The 17441-nt window shown below is 43.4% G+C and carries 15 protein-coding genes; 4 read left to right on the plus strand and 11 right to left on the minus strand.

Annotated features, from left to right (window positions below):
- Positions 1–9: 9 nt before the first annotated feature.
- Both pfkB and ACTJJD_RS07130 read right to left on the minus strand, forming a co-directional pair.
- Positions 10–924: a 1-phosphofructokinase gene (gene pfkB / locus ACTJJD_RS07125; RefSeq protein ID WP_440608234.1), complete on the minus strand. Its 915-nt coding sequence runs from the start codon at positions 922–924 to the stop codon at positions 10–12.
- 130 nt (positions 925–1054) lie between these two features.
- A complete protein-coding gene (locus tag ACTJJD_RS07130; protein WP_007499235.1) occupies positions 1055–1831 on the minus strand; it encodes a MurR/RpiR family transcriptional regulator in 777 nt (258 codons plus the stop codon).
- 160 nt (positions 1832–1991) lie between these two features.
- Here ACTJJD_RS07130 and ACTJJD_RS07135 point away from each other — a divergent pair, with 160 nt between their 5' ends.
- Complete coding sequence (locus tag ACTJJD_RS07135; protein WP_144665540.1) at positions 1992–3398, plus strand: phospholipase D-like domain-containing protein; 1407 nt, start codon at positions 1992–1994, stop codon at positions 3396–3398.
- A gap of 12 nt (positions 3399–3410) precedes the next feature.
- Here ACTJJD_RS07135 and ACTJJD_RS07140 read toward each other — a convergent pair whose 3' ends face one another.
- From ACTJJD_RS07140 to ACTJJD_RS07150, 3 genes are read right to left on the minus strand one after another with little or no spacing between them, the layout of a single operon-like run.
- Complete coding sequence (locus ACTJJD_RS07140; protein ID WP_024718278.1) at positions 3411–3896, minus strand: DMT family transporter; 486 nt, start codon at positions 3894–3896, stop codon at positions 3411–3413.
- Between the two features lie 21 nt (positions 3897–3917).
- A complete protein-coding gene (locus ACTJJD_RS07145; RefSeq protein WP_096881491.1) occupies positions 3918–4604 on the minus strand; it encodes a Crp/Fnr family transcriptional regulator in 687 nt (228 codons plus the stop codon).
- A 13-nt stretch (positions 4605–4617) separates the two neighbouring features.
- A complete protein-coding gene (locus tag ACTJJD_RS07150) occupies positions 4618–5043 on the minus strand; it encodes a DMT family transporter (RefSeq protein WP_008343684.1) in 426 nt (141 codons plus the stop codon).
- Between the two features lie 212 nt (positions 5044–5255).
- On the opposite strand from ACTJJD_RS07150, the gene ACTJJD_RS07155 reads away from it, so the two are divergent.
- The 3 genes from ACTJJD_RS07155 to cysI all read left to right on the plus strand — a co-directional run bounded on the left by ACTJJD_RS07155 (position 5256) and on the right by cysI (position 10448).
- A complete protein-coding gene (locus tag ACTJJD_RS07155; RefSeq protein ID WP_216896214.1) occupies positions 5256–6683 on the plus strand; it encodes an aldehyde dehydrogenase family protein in 1428 nt (475 codons plus the stop codon).
- Positions 6684–6896: 213 nt separating this feature from the next.
- On the plus strand, positions 6897–8696 hold the full coding sequence (locus ACTJJD_RS07160; RefSeq protein WP_338706355.1) for an assimilatory sulfite reductase (NADPH) flavoprotein subunit: 1800 nt from the start codon (positions 6897–6899) through the stop codon (positions 8694–8696).
- 33 nt (positions 8697–8729) lie between these two features.
- Positions 8730–10448: an assimilatory sulfite reductase (NADPH) hemoprotein subunit gene (gene cysI, locus ACTJJD_RS07165; RefSeq protein WP_039167852.1), complete on the plus strand. Its 1719-nt coding sequence runs from the start codon at positions 8730–8732 to the stop codon at positions 10446–10448.
- Positions 10449–10671: 223 nt separating this feature from the next.
- Here cysI and ACTJJD_RS07170 read toward each other — a convergent pair whose 3' ends face one another.
- From ACTJJD_RS07170 to ACTJJD_RS07195, 6 genes are read right to left on the minus strand one after another with little or no spacing between them, the layout of a single operon-like run.
- Positions 10672–12606 (minus strand): AMP-binding protein, encoded by a 1935-nt coding sequence (locus tag ACTJJD_RS07170; protein ID WP_440608235.1) that lies wholly within the window; start codon positions 12604–12606, stop codon positions 10672–10674.
- A 14-nt stretch (positions 12607–12620) separates the two neighbouring features.
- A complete protein-coding gene (locus ACTJJD_RS07175) occupies positions 12621–14144 on the minus strand; it encodes an acyl-CoA carboxylase subunit beta (RefSeq protein ID WP_440608236.1) in 1524 nt (507 codons plus the stop codon).
- 18 nt (positions 14145–14162) lie between these two features.
- The gene (locus ACTJJD_RS07180) at positions 14163–14942 is read right to left on the minus strand and encodes an enoyl-CoA hydratase (RefSeq protein ID WP_047947138.1); all 780 of its coding nucleotides are present in this window, start codon (positions 14940–14942) and stop codon (positions 14163–14165) included.
- A 15-nt stretch (positions 14943–14957) separates the two neighbouring features.
- Positions 14958–15863, minus strand: a complete 906-nt coding sequence (locus tag ACTJJD_RS07185) for a hydroxymethylglutaryl-CoA lyase (protein ID WP_058337175.1) — start codon at positions 15861–15863, stop codon at positions 14958–14960.
- Between the two features lie 12 nt (positions 15864–15875).
- Entirely contained in the window at positions 15876–16091 is a 216-nt protein-coding gene (locus tag ACTJJD_RS07190) for an acetyl-CoA carboxylase biotin carboxyl carrier protein subunit (protein WP_017367387.1), read from the minus strand.
- Positions 16088–17437 (minus strand): acetyl-CoA carboxylase biotin carboxylase subunit, encoded by a 1350-nt coding sequence (locus ACTJJD_RS07195; RefSeq protein ID WP_041507175.1) that lies wholly within the window; start codon positions 17435–17437, stop codon positions 16088–16090. The genes ACTJJD_RS07190 and ACTJJD_RS07195 overlap by 4 nt, the downstream gene beginning before the upstream one ends.
- Positions 17438–17441 lie beyond the last annotated feature (4 nt).

Raw genomic sequence — 17441 nt, forward strand, 5'->3', positions numbered from 1 at the left:
AACTCCCCCTTATATGTTCTGAATGTGTATTTGCTCAATTAATGAATCAATGTCATGTAAATCACTTAACCCTTTTGAAAAGGCGGTAGATGCCCCTGTTGCAATGCCATAGCGTAAGCATTCTTCATGAGGTTGTCCTTCCAGCTGTTTACTTAGGAATGCAGCGAGCATGGCATCACCAGAACAAGCCGTGTTTACAACCGTTCCTATTGGTGCATTTCCTTTTAATACGGCTTCGTTTGTAAGGAATAGTGCACCTTCTCCTCCTCGGGAAATGAGTACTTGCTCTGCACCCATCTCGATCAGCTTTCGTCCTGATTCAACGAGTTCTGTTTCTGATAAATGGTGGGTTTTTCCAAAAAATGCGGCAATCTCTTCTTCATTTGGTTTTAGTAAATATGGTTTGTATTGAAGTGTTTCTAAAACCGCTTTAGAGCTTGTGTCTAAAATAAATTTCACGTTGTTTTGATGACAAATAGCGGCTAACTCTGAGAAAATGCTAGCAGGAACGCCTTTAGGCAGACTGCCTGACATAATGAAGATGCTGCCTTTTGGAATGGTCGAGATTTTTTCGCGAAAGGCATCAAGCGCTTTTGCCTCAATAGCAGGTCCTTGATTCACAAGCTTGTATTCTTCCGTTGTGTTAATAAATACATTAATGCGTGTAATCCCCTCCACTGGGATAAAATCGGTTTGAATGGAGAGATCTTTTAACGATTGTTCAATATATGAACCTGAAAACCCAGCAATAAATCCTAATGCAGTGCTGGTGAAGCCATATTTCTTTAGCATAATGGACACATTAACACCTTTTCCATTCGGCTGATAATCCTCATCTTCCGTGCGGTTGACTGTATCTGCCCGCATTTCTTTTAATGCAATATATAGGTCAATAGCAGGATTTAAGGTGCAGGTATAAATCAATTGGTTTCACCTTCTTTCTTTTCTCTAAAGAAAGTATCTCATACGATTCAGTGAAAATGTTTTCAGATTGTGTAAAGGTTTTCACGGTAAAAAGCCTCCCATCATGAAGTGTGGAAGGCTTTTTGAGTGTTTATTTCATCCGAATCACATAGGCGTCTAGTAAAATACGGGCAATGACATGAAGCGACAGGCGGGACCTGACTTCATAATCTGGGAAGAATGATTGTTCCCCTTTATATCCGACGAGTGTCATATCTGATATTTTACTTAATGTAGAATCAATTCTAGTTGTGACCGTAATGGTCGTGACCTGCTTCATACTGAGGTTTTGGCAGGCTTCTACTAGTTCCGACGTTTCTCCATTTAATGAAACAAAGATGGCAAGTTCGTTTTTATCAATGTCACGCGATTTGAGCCGAATGATATTCGGGTCGTCATGAACTTCACATGTTTTTCCGATGAGCTGCAATTTGATGGTCATCTCTTTGGCGATCATCTCTGAAAAGCCTCTGCCAAAAATATAAATTTTGTCTGCATCGTGGATCTTTTGAACCGCATCCTCAATTTGCCCAATACTTTGCAGTTGAATCGTCTTTAAGACCTCTTCTTCATTTTTTCGAATGGCTAGTTTGATGTCTTCGTCAATATTTTTTAGTTGATCACTATCATCTGTCATTTTCTTTTCTTGTTTCAATCGATATTTAAAGGATGTATAGCCATTGTATCCGATTTTCTTCATCAGTCTGACAATGGTCGCCGTCGACACGTTGGCTCTTTCACTTAATGTGACGATGGATAAGGTGGAGATATCCTCTAAATGCTGGTGAATATAATGCAGTAAATAACGTTCTGTTTCACTTAACGTTTGGTACACATCACTTGGTATATTAAATAATGGTTCATTCAATGCGATTCCCCCTTACTCATTTCATACTATAATTAAATGCCCTATGAAAACAAGGTGATTCTTTTATCCTGTATTTTTTATTAGAAAGCTGGATGAGTGAAATTTTGTTTTTAACATAAGCTAAGAAAAAGAACGGTTTGTGTGAAAGGAGTTGATCACTGTGCTTCAATTCTTGTTTTTTCTGATCCTTTTATATGTGGTGTATGTATTTTTGACCGCATTTGTCTTGTTTTATTTACCGTTTCAAAAAACTTGTAAAGAACATTGCATCTATAAAGCTTCTTCCATCTCAGGAGACGACCAAGGCATAAATCAAGTCATGCTGCTTGATGACGGATTTGAATCGGGTCAAGTGAGAGTTCAAATGATTCGAGAGGCTAAAAAGAACATTCGTTTGAGTTATTATTCCATTCAAAAAGGAAAAACCGCCGAATGGGTGCTTGGTGCTTTAATTGAAGCGGCTGATCGAGGAGTAAAAGTTCAGCTGTTGTTAGATGGCATTTGCCATAGCCTGCGTGGACCGCTGAAGCATTTGCGTTATGCTGTGGCGAATCATCCGAATATGGCCATTCGTTTTTATGAGCCTTTTCGTTTGTTCAAGCCATGGACGTGGCATAACCGCCTTCACGATAAGCTTCTTTTGGCAGATGGCAGGGTCGCTGTCATGGGCGGCAGAAATATTGGTGATAAATACTTTGCAGATCAGCCGCCGAAAGACTTTGCATATGACCGAGATGTGCTGCTGTACAACGCCAAAAAAGGAAAAGTATTAGATGAAATGGAACAGTATTTCGTTTATTTGTGGAATCATGATTTTACGAAAAGAACGAAAGATGTATTTTCCAAGGCAAAAGCGAAAAAAGGAAAAAAGCTAAGAAAACAGCTGCTTCGATCTTATCAGGAAGCCATTCGTACAAAAGAACCCTTTGTCATGTCCACATATGATTGGGCAAAAGACGCCATTCGTGCAAAGCAGATTGCATTTTTCACAAATCCAGTGGAACGCTTAAATAAACGTCCGCTCGTCTTGAAAAAGTTAAACGATCTCGCACAGCGGTCAAAGCGTTCGGTTCTTATCCAGACGCCTTATGTCATACCGACACGGCCAATGAAAGACGGACTCACGCCATTACCAAGTGATATTCAAACGACGGTCGTGACGAATTCTCTTACAGCGACACCAAACCCTTTAGCATTTGCAGGATATTTAAGCACGAAAAAGGAACTCATGAAAACGGGTGTTCATTTGTATGAATATCAAGGTCCATATTCAATTCACGCCAAATCAATGGTCATTGATGATAACTTAAGTATTATTGGAACATATAATCTAGATGCAAGATCCAGCTTTTTAAATACTGAATCGATTTTGGTGATTGATAGTGCACCATTTGCGTTATCTCTTACGGAAGCAATCGAACGAAAAATCGCTTATAGTGTTCTCGTAGCGAAAGATCGGACAGCATATAAAGCAAGCGACTACGGACAGAAAAAAAAGCCTTTCATGAAAAGGCTCCTTTTAACTGGTTTATCTACCATAACGGTTTTATGGCGGCGGTTGATTTAAATAAAAGGGCAGCTACTTTTGTGGCAGCCCTTTTTCTCTTGACTGCTCCTCTTCTACTGGTTCAAGCTTGGTTAACTTAAATACGAGGATTCCTGCCACAATGACAAGTACACCTAATAATTTTGTAAAAGAAAATGTTACTTTTTCTAACCCAAGCCAGCCAAGCGAATCAAATAGAAGCGCACAACCTAGCTGGGAGGTGAGAACAATCGAGATTCCATAAGTGGGACCGAGACGTTTGATGCTCTGAACAAGACAGATGACAACGCCTACCCCGATGGCTCCGCTTATCCAGTACCAGGCTTCCATATGCCTTAATTGAAACATGCCGGTTCCTTCTAACAAAAGACCCATCAGAAGTGAAGCGATAAAGCCCATTCCTAGAACTAGCGTCGTTGTTGACCAAGAGCCTGTATGCTCATTGACTTTACTATTAAAAATGGTTTGTAAGCTGACAAGTGCCCCAGCAGTGACAGCTAATATTATTCCTATGATCATATAAAAGTCCTTTCGTTTCTTCTATTCATAAATGTTGTGTTCTGCTATTTCTAAAAGCCCTTTTTGATCACAAATCGTAATCTTTCCTCTTCGCCTTTCAATCAGCCCTTTTTCTTGGAACTGCTGAATGACCCGATTAATATGGCGGTAGCTTGTTCCAATTAAGCTCGCTGCATCCGTGAGGCGAAGCGTGCGTGCGTGCGCGTCAGCATCACCTGTTAAAACAGACAATAAATAGCTTGCAAGCCTGACCTCTACAGGGTATAAAAGGTGGAAGCTTAGATCATTTGATTTTGTATAAAATTTGTTTGTGATGCCCTTAAGCAAAAAGGTTAAAACTCGAGGATCGTCCTTTGCATGACGCATGAGGGCTTGATGAGAAATCCTGAGCATATGTACTTCTGTAACGGCTTCAACTGTATTGACCATATCTGTCTGCTGAACGTATTCAATATCTCCAATCGCTTCAAGAGGGTTTTTAAAGCAAAGAATAAATGTTTTTCCTTCCTTTGTGGTGGTGAAAATCTTTAATTTTCCTTTCACCAGCAAGTACATATACTCCCTTTTATCCCCTTTTGAACAAATCAGCTCACCTTGCTGATAGCGCCACAAGCTCACATGTGAGATGAGTTTTTGATGAAAGACATTCTGTAACTGATGCGTCTTCATATAAGAGGAAAAAAGAGATTCATCATGCAGCTCCTCCATCTGATGCCCTCCTTTATAGTTTTAAGATGATGACGCCTGCAATCATTAAAAAGATGCCTGCATAATGGGGCCATTTCATTTTTTTCTTCTGAACACCAAACCATCCTTTTGCATCGATGGCAAAGGTAAACGCAAGCTGTGCGATAAGTAAAGCAGCGATGGTGAGTGTCACACCAATGATTTGAATGGCAGTGACCTCATTAAAGATAATAATGGCTGCAAATGCACCTCCAATTAAATAAAGAGGCTGCACTTTTTTGTATTCCTTAAAGTGGCCATCCCGTACGATGAGTAAAATGACGAGAGAGATGATAAACCCTGTCAGCTGCGTGATCGTTGCCGCCTGCCACGTCCCGATATCTTGACTAATTCTGGCGTTGGCTACGCCTTGCAGTGTAATACAAGCGCCTCCTAATAATGCAAAAATAACACCTTTCATTCGTTCAAAAGCTCCTTCTTTTTTCAGTCTAGTTTCATTAAATGATAGATGCCCTCATGTTGAAAAGGACATATGTCCCACTTTGCGTATTATATCAGAAACTTTTTCTCATGCAGTTTCTCCGTTTTAGATTTTTCACAGTGGGTACAGTTTTATATGAGCTGAAAACAGAATATTGGATTGAATCACACATAAAAAGGAGACATGTCAGAATGAGAAATCAAGAGAAACACTTTATTAATGGAGAATGGGTCGCATCAACAGGAAACGAAACGACGGAGGTCATTAACCCTGCGACAGAGGAAGTCATTGGCACCATTAGTTTAGGAACGAAAGAAGATTTAAATCAAGCTGTCAAAGCAGCTCGAGCTGCCTTCCCTTCTTTCTCAAAAACATCTCGAAATGAACGAGTAGAAATGCTGGAAAACATTGTGCGCGGGTACGAAAAACGCAAGGATGAACTTGTAGAAGTGATGACAAAAGAGCTTGGTGCACCGCTGAAAGTATCCGAAGAAGTTCATTACAAAATGGGTTATGAACATTTTTCTAAAGCAGCGGAAGCACTGAAATCTTATACATTTACCGAAGACCGCGGTGGACATACGATTATAAAAGAAGCAATTGGTGTCAGCGGATTGATTACACCGTGGAACTTCCCGACGAATCAGACATCTCTTAAAATTGCGGGTGCCATTGCGGCAGGCTCAACAGTTGTCTTAAAACCAGCGGAAATTACCCCTTTTGCTGCGATGATTCTTGCAGAAATTATTGATGAAGCAGGTGTACCGAAAGGAGTCTTCAACTTAGTAAACGGAACGGGTGACGTGATTGGTGACGGCATTAGCTCACATCCTGATATTGACTTCGTTTCATTTACAGGATCAGGTGCCGTCGGCTCTAAAATTATGGAAAACGCAGCGGACAATGTGAAGAAAGTAGCACTTGAGCTTGGCGGAAAATCCCCTCTTATCGTCTTAGACGATGCAGATGTGGACGAAGCAGCAGAAACAGCCATTCATCATATTGCGATGAATACAGGTCAAGTGTGTTCTGCAGCTACACGTGTGCTAATTCCAGAATCAATGAAAGACAAGTTTGAAAAAGCGCTGCTGAACGCCCTGCCAAAGTTTACAGTTGGTGATCCGAGAGAAGATCACGCTACTGGCCCGCTTGTTTCTAAAAAACAGTGGGATACGGTGCAATCTTATATTGAAAAAGGAATCGAAGAAGGTGCTACCCTTCTTGCTGGGGGAACTGGAAAGCCAGACGGAATCGATAAAGGATATTTCGCCAAGCATACCATTTTCACCAATGTGAAAAATGATATGACCATTGCGCAAGAAGAAATCTTTGGGCCAGTCATGAGTGTGATCACGTATCAAGACCTCGATCATGCCCTTGAGATCGCCAACGATACAGTGTATGGTCTTGCCGGGTATGTTGTTGGTCAAGATGAAAAAACATTAAAATATGTCGCTGAACATATTCGTGCCGGTCAAATCACCATTAACAATGCAGAAACAGATTACTTTGCCCCATTTGGCGGCTTTAAGCAATCAGGTATCGGAAGAGAATGGGGAGACTTCGGTATCGAGGAATATTTAGAAGTGAAAGCTGTGATGGGGCTTCCAACGGCGTAAGTCAGGCGAAAAAGAGGAAAACGGTGATCCGTTTTCCTTTTTTTGTGCCCTTTCCCCTATTCATCCGTGTTTTGTCATTAGAAATCTTAATCATGACAATCAATATTATATATTTTACTTAATGGCAAACTTTCGGTAAAGTTCAAATTGAACCTATATATATAATTCCTATCGAATTAATCTATGTTTATATTCCTTGTGAGGTGGATATTGTTGCAACTTCATGTATTGAACAGTCCGTTTAGCCAGGAGCAGGCAGAGTTACTCAATCAGCTGCTTCCGACTTTAACAGATCAGCAAAAAATTTGGCTTACTGGTTATTTATCAGCGCAGGCAACGCTTGCCGGCTCAGAAGCTGTCACTCCGGCGCCTTCTGCCCAGCCTGTGAGCAAAGATGTGACCGTGCTTTATGGGTCGCAAACAGGCAATTCCGAAGGGTTAGCAAAAAAGACAGCCCAGCATCTTGAAGAGAAAGGCTTTCAAGTGACGCTCTCTTCTATGTCCGATTTTAAACCGAATAATCTGAAAAAAATAAACAATTTACTGGTCATTGTCAGCACACATGGCGAAGGAGATCCGCCGGATAATGCCCTTTCGTTCCATGAATATGTTCACGGCAGACGTGCGCCAAAGCTCGATCATTTAAGCTTTTCTGTCCTTTCATTAGGTGACAGCTCATACGAATTCTTCTGTCAGACAGGAAAAGAATTTGACGAACGCTTTGAAGAACTTGGCGGTACTCGCCTGTTTGACCGAGTGGATTGTGACCTTGATTATGATGAGCCGTTTTCAGAATGGCTTCAAGGTGTTGCCTCTTCTTTGAGTGAAGGTGAAGCTGTATCACTGCCGCAAGAATCAGCGGGAGCCAACAGTACGGCCGTTTCTGAATATTCAAGAACGAATCCTTTTTATGCTGAAGTTCTTGAAAATATCAACTTAAATGGGCGTGGATCTAATAAAGAAACACGTCACTTAGAGCTTTCGCTTGAAGGTTCAGGTCTCGTGTATGAGCCAGGTGACAGCCTTGGCATTTATCCGACAAATGATCCTGCGCTTGTCGACGAACTGATTCAAACATGCGGGTGGAATGCAGAAGAATCCGTCACCGTTCATAAAAATGGAGACACTCTTCCTTTAAAAGACGCACTCACCTCGCATTTTGAGATCACGGTTTTAACAAAACCACTTCTTCAAAAGATCGCTGAACTGACAAAAAGCGAATCCTTGCATGCCCTTTTAGAAGAAGGAAACGAAGAAAAACTGAAAGAATATATCGCAGGCCGGGACTTAGTAGATGCGGCTCGTGACTTCGGTCCTTTTGAAGGAACCGCCGCAGACTTCACGTCCATTTTAAGAAAAATCCCTGCACGCCTTTATTCCATTGCAAGCAGTCTCAAAGCAAATGACGAAGAGGTTCATTTGACGATAGGGGCTGTCAGATATGATGCGCACGGCAGAGAACGCCAAGGTGTCTGTTCGATTTTATGTGCAGAGCGCCTGCAGCCAGGTGATACGTTACCTGTTTATATTCAGCACAACCAAAACTTTAAGCTTCCTCAAGATCCAGATGCACCGATCATTATGGTAGGACCAGGCACAGGCATCGCCCCTTTCCGTTCATTTATGCAGGAACGTGAGGAACTGGGTGCAAACGGAAAGTCATGGTTATTCTTCGGTGATCAGCATTTTGTGACGGATTTCTTATACCAAACGGAATGGCAAAAGTGGTTAAAGGACGGCGTCTTAACGAAAATGGACGTGGCTTTTTCAAGAGATACTGAGGAAAAAGTGTATGTCCAGCACCAAATGAAGAAACAAAGCAAAGAATTATATGAATGGCTTGAGCAAGGTGCTTACGTGTATATTTGCGGAGATGAAAAGCATATGGCGCATGATGTTCACAATACCCTTCTATCCATTATTCAAGAAGAAGGTGCGATGAGCAAAGAAAAAGCAGAAAGCTATCTTGCCAACTTACAGCAGCAAAAACGCTATCAGCGTGACGTTTATTGATTTGATGCTTGAAAGAAAGGAGCTTTTACTTACATGGTGAAGACAGCATTAACAGCGCCGGATGGACCTCCGAGCGACGTAGAGGAAATCAAAGAAAAAAGTGATTATTTACGGGGTACGTTAAAAGAAGTGATGCTTGATCCGATTTCAGCGGGAATTCCGGATGATGACAACCGTCTGATGAAGCATCACGGCAGCTACTTACAAGACGATCGTGATCTGAGAAATGAACGACAAAAACAAAAGCTTGAGCCTGCCTATCAATTTATGCTGCGTGTCCGTCTGCCTGGCGGAATCGCCACATCTAAGCAGTGGCTTGTGATGGATGAGCTTGCTCACAAATACGGAAACGGTACGTTAAAGCTGACTACCCGTGAAACCTTTCAGCTTCACGGTATTTTAAAATGGAATATGAAAAAAACCATTCAAGACATTCATTCTACTATGCTTGATACAATCGCTGCTTGCGGCGACGTGAACCGGAATGTCATGTGTACATCGAATCCTTATCAATCAGAAGTGCACCATGATGTATACGAGCTGGCGAAAAAATTAAGTGATGACCTGCTCCCGCAAACAAGAGCTTATCACGAAATTTGGCTTGATGAGGAAAAGGTTGCGGCAACGCCAGATACGGAAGTTGAACCGATGTATGGTCCGCTTTATTTGCCAAGGAAATTCAAAATTGGTGTGGCGGTCCCTCCTGCTAACGATATTGATGTCTTTTCGCAGGATTTAGGCTTTATTGCCATTATCGAAAACGATCAATTGGTCGGTTTTAATGTCGCAATTGGCGGCGGAATGGGTATGACGCATGGTGATACAGCGACTTATCCGCAGCTTGCAAAGGTCATCGGCTTTTGTACACCTGAACAGGTCGTAGAAATTGCCAAACAAGTCATCACCATTCAGCGTGACTACGGAAACCGTTCCGTGCGAAAAAATGCCCGCTTTAAATATACGGTGGATCGCCTTGGTCTTGAGAATGTAAAAGAAGAGCTTGAGCGCCGTCTTGGGTTTACTCTTTTAGAGGCAAAGGATTATCACTTTGATCATAACGGTGACCGTTATGGCTGGGTAAAAGGCATTAATGGCAGATGGCATTATACGATGTTTGTAGAAGGCGGACGCATTACAGATTATGATGATTATCCGCTGATGACAGGCATCCGCGAAATCGCCAAGGTTCATACAGGTGACTTCCGTTTAACCGCCAATCAGAATTTAATCATTGGGAATGTGACAACTCATAAAAAGAAACAAATCGAACAGCTCATTCAGAAGTTTGGTTTATCAGACGGCCAGCAGCACTCTGCCCTGCGCCGCAGCTCAATGGCTTGTGTATCTTTGCCAACATGCGGTTTAGCGATGGCTGAAGCAGAGCGCTACCTTCCACGATTGATTGATAAAATCGAAGACATCGTTGAAGAAAACGGATTAAGTGATAAAGAAATCACCATTCGAATGACTGGTTGTCCAAATGGCTGTGCTCGTCATGCGCTTGGAGAGATTGGATTTATCGGAAAATCACCTGGTAAGTATAATATGTATCTTGGTGCCGCATTTGATGGCAGCAGATTAAGTAAATTATACCGTGAAAATGTGGGTGAGGAAGACATTCTAAAAGAACTTGGCTCTATTCTCCCCCGCTACGCAAAAGAACGAGAAGAAAATGAACATTTCGGCGATTTTGTCATTCGTGCAGGGATTGTGAAAGAGACAACAGATGGAACGAATTTTCATGTGCAATAAAAAGAGACAGGAACCATCCTGTCTCAGATTGTTGACAAAGGGCTAAAATGAACTTTATTTTAGCCCTTTGTCTTCTTTTCAGCGTGATAGAAAACCTTTGCAGCCCTAGGAAGGACGAGCATCGGCGCGGAGCGAATTTAACATTCGTGAGCACCGAAGCGCAGGACTGACACCGAATGCGAGGGTTTGCCTACACGCTGAGACAGGAACCATCCTGTCTTTTTTATTTTTTCTGTTTCTTATTCAAGTATTCGGTCAGACTCTTATATACATCTGGATTGTCTAATGAAGATAGATCGGGTGAAGGCTGATCTTCATACGCCCCTTTAAGTAAACGCCGTACGATTTTTCCATTCCTTGTTTTCGGCAAAGCTGAAATGAGATGAACTTCTTTTGGTGTGAGCGCTTTTCCGGCATGTGAACCAACATGGGCTGAAAGCTCTTGGATAAGGGCAGCTTCTTCAAAAGCATGCGGACTGGTCACGATGAAACAGACGAGCGCCTCCCCTTTCACCTCATCCTTTACCCCGATCACAGCGGCTTCATGCACGGCAGGATGCCAGGTAAGGATGGATTCAATTTCAGCTGGCCCGATGCGTTTCCCTGCTGTATTAATGACATCATCCGATCTGCCGGTGATGTGGAATTCTCCGTCCTCTGTTTGCATGACCCAATCTCCGTGTGTCCATACACCATCAAATCGTTTGAAATACGTATCTTCATAACGCTCCGGTTCGTTCCAAAAACCACATGTCATGCCGACCCATGGCTTTTTCACCACAAGCTCCCCTACTTCATTCATCACGCTTTGCCCAGCTTCATTGTATACATCTGCCGCCATTCCTAAGATCGCCGCATTAAAGAGAATCGGTTTGATGGGGCGAAGCAGCGTACTGCCTACAATGCCACCAGAAACCTCGGTTCCTCCTGAATAATTTAAGATTGGAATGTTCTTTTGACCAATGGTGTGAAATAACCATTGCCACGGAGCTTCATTCCATGGTTCCCCTGTAGAAATAATGGCTTTGACATGCGATAGTTCGACCCCATCAATCGTTTGCTGCATCGCAGAACGAACAAATGTAGGGGAAAGTCCAAAATGAGTGACTTTCTTCTCGTGGATGAATGACCAGAGCTGCTGCTCATCTGGATAATCGGGAGCGCCGTCATATAAAACGATGGCAGCTCCATTGATCAAGCCGCCAAAGACGAGGAATGGCCCCATCATCCAGCCCATATCAGTCAGCCAAAACAGCCGGTCTCCTTTTGCCACATCCATACATAGCCCGGCATCAAAAGCTGCCTTTATCGGAAAGCCTGCGTGTGTATGAACGGCTCCCTTTGGAGTGCCGGTTGTGCCTGACGTATACAAGATCATCAGCGGGTCTTCATTTGTGACATAGGTCGCGCCGGTGAACGGCTGTTCTTTTAACAAATCATTCAGCAGGACATCGTCCTGATATCCGGTATGAGAGGAAGTGTGCACAATCACTTTTTGCACAGTTGTGGTTTTATTGATGGCATCCGCCACACATTCCCGCATGTTGATCGTTTTCCCTCGCCGCATCATTTCATTCGCTGTGACGACAATGGATGCGCCTGACGCACGAATGCGTACAGCGAGTGGCTCGCTTCCATAGCCTGAGAAGACTGGGCTGAAAATAACACCAATCTTTGCAAAGGCAAGCATGACGGCGACCGTTTCTGGAAGCATTGGCATATATATGATGGCTACATCCCCTTTTTGAAGCCCTTCTTTCAAAAAGCCAGCTGCAAGACGGCTCACTTTCTCTTGAAGTTCGAGAAATGCCCATTTCTTTTCTTCACCGGCTTCATTGCTCCAAATGATGGCGGGCTGATGCCTCGTCTCTTCTTTTTCTGCCCATTTGTCCACAGCCGTTTCGGTGATGTTTAGTGTGCCGCCCTGATACCATTTCGGCCACATCAATGAGTGGTGACCTAATGCCGCTTCATATGGTTTTTTCCACTGAATGCCGACTGCCTTCTCCGCTTCTCTCCAAAACCAGTCTGTGCGATCAATACTGGCTTGATAGAATGAGTCATACGTAGAAAAACCAAGAGATTTCATCCACTGATGCAAACGTGTTTTTTGGCACTGCTTTTCTTCCGGTATCCATTCTGGTTTCTGGTTGATCATGAGGTCAGCCCCCTTTAGACCGGATAGACCGGATGTTTTCGTTTCGTAAATGTCATGTCTTTCGATGAATAGGCTAGTAATCTATGACAAAGTTCCGTTCTGAGACGGTCAAATGGGATGACGCCATCGACAATCATTTCAGAGGCAAGCTCATAGATATTCATATCTTCCTGGTATTCCTTCCGTTTCTCTTGTATAAATGAAGCCCTCTCTTCGGGCGGTAGTTCTGCAATTTTATTTGCATAGACGGCATTTACAGCGGCTTCTGGACCCATCACAGCGATTTGCGCCGATGGAAGAGCGAGACAGCAATCTGGCTCAAAAGCAGGGCCTGCCATTGCATATAGTCCTGCTCCGTATGCTTTACGGACGATGACGGATATTTTCGGAACGGTCGCTTCTGACATAGCGGAGATCATTTTTGCCCCATGACGAATAATGCCGGCTTGTTCCACTTTTGTTCCAATCATAAATCCTGGTATGTCCGCAAGAAAGAGCAGCGGGATATGAAAGGCATCACAGAGCTGAATAAACTTGGCGGCTTTATCAGCTGAGTCGTGGAATAATACGCCGCCTTTGACCCTTGGCTGATTGGCAATGAGACCGATAGGCTGACCGTTCATTCTGCCAAAGCCGGTAATTAACTCTGCGGCAAACAGCTTTTTGATTTCAAAAAATGACCCTTCATCAATCAGTAAATCGATGAGTTGATACATATCAAATGGGGTATTCTGGCCTTTAGGGATTAAGTCTTGGATGGTGGTTTCAGATGGTTTAGGTGCTTTTGCTACTGTCGTTTTTGGTTTTTCTGTATAGTTGGCAGGCATATAGGTTAAATAATCACGTGCAATTTGAATAGCCTCTTCCTCTGTTTTGGCTAATATATCTCCGCATCCAGAAATGCTGCAATGCATTTTCGCACCGCCCATTTCCTCAAGTGATACTTTTTCACCGATCACCATTTCAGCCATTCGCGGCGAGCCTAAATACATAGAGGCATTTCCTTCGACCATGACGACAATGTCACAAAAAGCAGGGATATACGCACCACCGGCTGCAGATGGACCGAAGAGTAAACAAATTTGCGGGATACGTCCAGACAGCTTGACTTGGTTATAAAAAATGCGCCCTGCTCCTCTTCTGCCTGGGAACATTGCGATCTGATCGGTGATTCTTGCACCCGCAGAATCGACTAAATACAGCATAGGACAATTGAGCTTCTCGGCCGTTTCTTGAATTCGAATGATTTTTTCTACTGTTTTGACACCCCACGATCCTGCTTTAACCGTAGAGTCGTTTGCCATGACACAAACAGTCTGCCCATTCATACGACCGGTTCCGGTGACGACACCATCTGCTGGTAAGTGTTCATCTTTGCACTCTGCAAACATGGCATCTTCAATGAAAGAATCCTCATCTAATAACAAATGGAGGCGGTCACGGACAAATAATTTTCCTTTTTCTTTGTTTTTTTGATGGTAGCGTTCTGCCCCGCCCTTTTCAATTCGTTGTTTTTTTAATTCATATTCTTCGATCATAAACATTCCCCTTTCTTGCTATTTCCCTCTGTAATAAGGCGTTCGTTTTTCTTGAAAAGCCTTGAGACCTTCTAGTCGATCTTCTGTATGAATAAGCCGCAGATAAGCTTCGTATTCTTTCGTCAGACCTGTTTGTAAATCGTGATCAAGGCTGGATTGAATGGCTTGTTTTGCTTCTTTTAAAGCGATCGGTCCATTTTTGGTGATTTGTTTTGCGAGTGTGATGGCATCATTCATCAGTGAATCGGCTGTAGAGATACGTTCAATCAGCCCAATTTGAACGGCTTCTTCTGCTCGTAAAGAAGTGCCTGTGAAGATCATTTCTTTCGCTTTCCCGGGTCCGATCAGGCGCGAAAGTCTTTGTGTGCCCCCTGCTCCCGGCAGGATAGCTAGTCCTGTTTCCGGCAGGCCGAGCGCTGCACCCGCTCTTGCGATGCGGAGATCACAGGCGAGCGCGAGCTCAAGACCTCCGCCAAGTGCGTGTCCGTTTATCACGGCAATGACAGGAACAGGCAAAGATTCAATGTCTGTAAAGGTTTGCTGAATGGTCAGAACGGCTTCTTTCGCTTCTTGTTCTGTCATCAATCGCCGTTCTTTTAAGTCTGCTCCTGCGCAAAAAACTTTAGCGCCAGCTCCTGTCATGAGCAAACAGCGGATGTTTGCATCATGTTTGATTTCTTGAATCGTTTGGTTGATTTCCTCTAGCATAGCAGCGGAGAGAGCATTGGCTTGCGCTGGTCTATTTAATGTCATGATGCCAATGTGATCTTGTATTGAAAAATTGATCAATGAAGTCATGTGATTCACCCTTTATCAAGTAGTGTGAGACTGAAAAGCGCGTAAACAGTGACTTGGCAGGGTTCGATCCACTTTTGCTTCAATCCATTCAGCCGCTTTAATCAAGCGAGGAAGGTCGACATTTGTTTCGATCCCGAGTTTGTGAAGCATGTGCACCACGTCTTCTGTCGCCACGTTTCCGCTGGAGCCAGGTGCATAAGGACAGCCGCCAAGCCCCCCGCTAGAGGCATCAAATATGGTGATGCCGGCTTTTAATGCTGTATAAATATTGGCAAGCCCCATTCCTTTCGTATCATGAAAATGAAGTGCGATTTTATCAGCAGGAAAGCGTTCAAGTAAAAGGTCTAACCGTCTTTCTACTTGCAGCGGATGGGCTTCCCCAATGGTATCCCCAAGTGATATTTCATCAATGCCGAAGGACAGCAGCTGTTCCGTTAATCGCAGCACTTGGTCCATCGGCACTTGTTTTTCATAAGGACATCCAAACACGGTTGAAATATAGGCCCGCGTTTGCCGTCCTTCTGCTTTTAAATCGGCTGTCATTTGTTTGATCACAGGCAATGTTTCCTGTATAGATCGATTCATATTCTTTTTGTTATGTGTCTCACTCGATGAGATAAACATAGCCCCTACCTCAAGGTTTGCTTCAAAAAAATGAGCTAATCCCTTTTCATTTGGGATGAGTGCGGCATAGGTGATATCCTCTTTTTTGTTTAATGATTGGGCTAATTCTTTGGCGTCTTTTAAGGCTGGAACCCATTTCGGATGAACAAATGAGGTGACTTCAATATAAGGAAGATGGGCTTCTTCGAGTAAATGGATCCATGTTCGCTTCTTCATTGTGTCCAGCCAAACGGATTCATTTTGTAGTCCATCGCGCGGGCCGACCTCTCTAATGAGCACATTTTTTGGTAATGCCATGCGGCTTTCCCCCTATTCTGTCAGCTCCAAAAGTACCTCTCCCTCGTCAACAAATTCCCCCTCCGCCTTATACACTTTACTGATCACACCTGCTTCTTCTGCAACAATGGGAATCTCCATTTTCATCGATTCTAAGATGGCGACTTCCTGTCCTTTTTGCACATCATCACCCTGTTTCACAAGAAGCTTCCATAAGTTTCCGGCCATTTGTATCGTGACAGTTTTCATGAACGGTTTTCCTCCCTTTTTTTCATCAGATAATCGGTTGTGATGCGGCCATGTAAAAAGGCAGTTGATTCGGCCATTTCCTTTAAAAGCGGTACATTGGTTTTGATCCCTTCTATTTCATATGCTTGTAATGCTGCTTTTAATCGTTCTATGGCGAGTTTTCGAGTATCACCGTACACAATCATTTTCGCAATCATTGGATCGTAAAATGGGGTAATGACACTTCCGCTCGTGACGCTTGACTCATGACGGATATATGGGGCATCAGGTGTAGAAAGCCGAGTGATCGTGCCTGGCGAAGGGTAAAATGTCACAGGGTCTTCAGCGTATATTCTAACTTCAATCGCGTGCCCAATTTGATGAATATCCTCTTGGCTGAAGGACAGGGGCTCTAATGCGGCAATTTTTAGCTGCTCCTCGACAAGGTCAATCCCGGTAATTTCTTCTGTGACAGGGTGTTCTACTTGCAATCTCGTATTCATTTCTAAGAAATAAAATTGCTGGTTTTGATCGACTAAACATTCAATTGTGCCCGCATTTTCATACCCAATTGCTTTGGCAGCTTTGACGGCCATCTGTCCCATTTGCTGTCTCACCGTTTCTTCAAGACAGACGGCTGGTGCCTCTTCAACAATTTTCTGATGTCTTCTTTGGAGTGAACAATCTCTTTCAAATAAGTGAACGCCGTGACCGAACGAATCAAAAAGAACTTGAATTTCGATGTGCCGTGCGTGTTCAATCACCTTTTCCATGTATAAAGTTCCGTCTTGAAAGAAACTTTGTGCTCTTTTTTGATTTCCTTCAAACGCTCGATGCAGTTCTTCGTCGTTGCGGACGAGCTGCATACCAATCCCGCCGCCACCGCTCGATGCTTTTAGCATAATGGGATAGCCGAGTGTCTGTGCTTTATGAACACCTTCGTCTGCATCATGGAGTGGGGCTGAAACACCAGGAACGATTGGGATGCCCGCTTGTTCCATCGTTTTTCTCGCTTCAATTTTATTTCCCATCTGCTGAATGACTTGTGCAGATGGTCCAATAAAGGCAATGCCTTCGCTCCGGCAGCGTTCAGCAAATGCCGCATTTTCTGATAAAAGACCATACCCTGGGTGGATAGCATCAGCATTCGTTTGTTTGGCAACCTTAATGATCGCTTCCATGTTTAAATAGCTTTCAGAAACTTTAGCACCGCCGATATAATAGGCGCTGTCTGCTTCTTGCACATGAAGTGCATGCTGATCAGCCTCTGAATAAACGGCAACGGTTTTGATTCCGAGCCGTTTACATGTCCGAATCACTCTACGGGCAATTTCGCCTCGATTGGCGATCAATACTTGTTCAAACATCGCT

This window comes from Bacillus sp. 22446 (assembly GCF_052044955.1).
Taxonomy (GTDB): Bacteria; Bacillota; Bacilli; order Bacillales; family Bacillaceae; genus Bacillus; species Bacillus altitudinis.

Excerpts from the sequence above, each read along its gene's own strand:
- ACTJJD_RS07175 (WP_440608236.1), bottom strand. The coding sequence starts at position 14,144 with ATGATCGAAGAATATGAATTAAAAAAACAACGAATTGAAAAGGGCGGG.
- ACTJJD_RS07180 (WP_047947138.1), bottom strand. The coding sequence starts at position 14,942 with ATGACTTCATTGATCAATTTTTCAATACAAGATCACATTGGCATCATG.
- ACTJJD_RS07150 (WP_008343684.1), bottom strand. The coding sequence starts at position 5,043 with ATGAAAGGTGTTATTTTTGCATTATTAGGAGGCGCTTGTATTACACTG.
- ACTJJD_RS07195 (WP_041507175.1), bottom strand. The coding sequence starts at position 17,437 with ATGTTTGAACAAGTATTGATCGCCAATCGAGGCGAAATTGCCCGTAGA.
- ACTJJD_RS07170 (WP_440608235.1), bottom strand. The coding sequence starts at position 12,606 with ATGATCAACCAGAAACCAGAATGGATACCGGAAGAAAAGCAGTGCCAA.
- ACTJJD_RS07140 (WP_024718278.1), bottom strand. The coding sequence starts at position 3,896 with ATGATCATAGGAATAATATTAGCTGTCACTGCTGGGGCACTTGTCAGC.
- cysI (WP_039167852.1), top strand. The coding sequence starts at position 8,730 with ATGGTGAAGACAGCATTAACAGCGCCGGATGGACCTCCGAGCGACGTA.
- ACTJJD_RS07185 (WP_058337175.1), bottom strand. The coding sequence starts at position 15,863 with ATGGCATTACCAAAAAATGTGCTCATTAGAGAGGTCGGCCCGCGCGAT.
- ACTJJD_RS07155 (WP_216896214.1), top strand. The coding sequence starts at position 5,256 with ATGAGAAATCAAGAGAAACACTTTATTAATGGAGAATGGGTCGCATCA.
- ACTJJD_RS07190 (WP_017367387.1), bottom strand. The coding sequence starts at position 16,091 with ATGAAAACTGTCACGATACAAATGGCCGGAAACTTATGGAAGCTTCTT.
- ACTJJD_RS07145 (WP_096881491.1), bottom strand. The coding sequence starts at position 4,604 with ATGGAGGAGCTGCATGATGAATCTCTTTTTTCCTCTTATATGAAGACG.